Genomic DNA, 782 nt, shown 5'->3' on the forward strand with positions numbered 1-782 from the left:
GGATAGGAGATGCTGAAACCGCCGGCCGCCTCCCACCATGCCAGGCATGCGTGGTCAGGGCGGTGCACCAGCAGAAAGCGCGCTGCAGGAAAAGTGTGTTTCAGCCACGGCAAATGCCGGGCAAACAGATGGCTTTTCAAGAGCTTGGTGCCGCCGGCAGCGGCATAGGGGCCGGCGAATTCGTCCAGGAGTTCCGTCTTGCTCATGCTGCCAAGGTTGTCGAACTGGCGCCCGTACTCCATCCCTGGACCGAAATAATTTCCGAAATGCAAAGTGCGACTTTCCCCCTCATGGCTGCGCTGCAAGCGCATGTCCGAACGATTGACGCCGTTGGCATACATCAGCGCATGGGCGATGGCGCTCCACTTCGAGCCTGGCGTGCCCACCACAAAAACAATATCTGCTCCGTCTTCCTTAAACATGCTGGTCCTTGTCCGGTGAGGTGGGCGTCAGGCACGTATGGTGTTGTAATGCACTAACATCTCTGCCAGTTTCTGCTGTATCGATGCTTCATTCGACGGTTGCGGAAAATGCGCGTCGTTGAAGCGTTCGAGCCGGCTGATCGGATCGATCGGCGCCATGCCGCCCAGGTATTGTTCGAAGTCGGCCACCGTGCGGCTGAATTTGTGCTGGCCGGCCCAGACAGTTTCCTTGAACAGCAGATGGGGCAGGTGTCCCTGCTTTTTGCCATGAGAAAGCATGCGCTGCTGAAACTTGACGAAACGGGCCGTGTCGGCGACGTATGCCTGCGCATAGCCGTGGCGGCTGGCATAGGGCATCCT

The 782-nt window shown here is 58.4% G+C and carries 2 protein-coding genes; both read right to left on the reverse strand.

Annotation, left to right across the window (positions count from 1 at the left end):
* Nucleotides 1-422 (reverse strand): hypothetical protein (locus AC0V2Y_RS25820; RefSeq protein WP_475418387.1); only part of this gene is annotated, 422 nt, incomplete at its 3' end.
* Between the two features lie 27 nt (nucleotides 423-449).
* The coding region (locus AC0V2Y_RS25825; RefSeq protein WP_475418388.1) for a hypothetical protein at nucleotides 450-782 on the reverse strand (333 nt) is incomplete at its 5' end.

This window comes from Janthinobacterium sp. BHSEK, assembly GCF_056174685.1.